The following is a 310-nucleotide window of genomic DNA, read 5'->3' on the forward strand; positions in this document are numbered from 1 at the left end:
CCACATATTGCAGGCTCCACACCCTCCCGTCAGCGTCGCGAATAGGTGTGACTAACTTGTCGCCGTCGAGCCGCAGCCCGAACGACTCCACCTGCTTCCGATCCAGATAGGCATGTGAGAGTGCCGGCGACAGGGACTGCCATTTTTTTTCGCACACGGCCGCAACGCGAGCGTATTGGGCGGCGGTTTGCTCTTCCTGCTGCCGGCGACTGTCCGCCAAGGCCTGTTGCCGCTGTACGCGCGCCTCAACTGCTGCATCGTCCCGATCAGCCCCGGCAATTGAATCCGGCGTCGGCCGCACATGTGAGCT

Annotated in this window: 1 protein-coding gene; it reads right to left on the reverse strand. The window is 62.6% G+C overall.

From position 1 onward, the window contains the following. Nucleotides 1-310 (reverse strand): hypothetical protein (locus SB689_RS22830; RefSeq protein WP_410694355.1); only part of this gene is annotated, 310 nt, incomplete at both ends.

The sequence above is a fragment of the Chryseobacterium sp. SIMBA_038 genome (genome assembly GCF_046535115.1).
Taxonomy (GTDB): domain Bacteria; phylum Bacteroidota; class Bacteroidia; order Flavobacteriales; family Weeksellaceae; genus Chryseobacterium.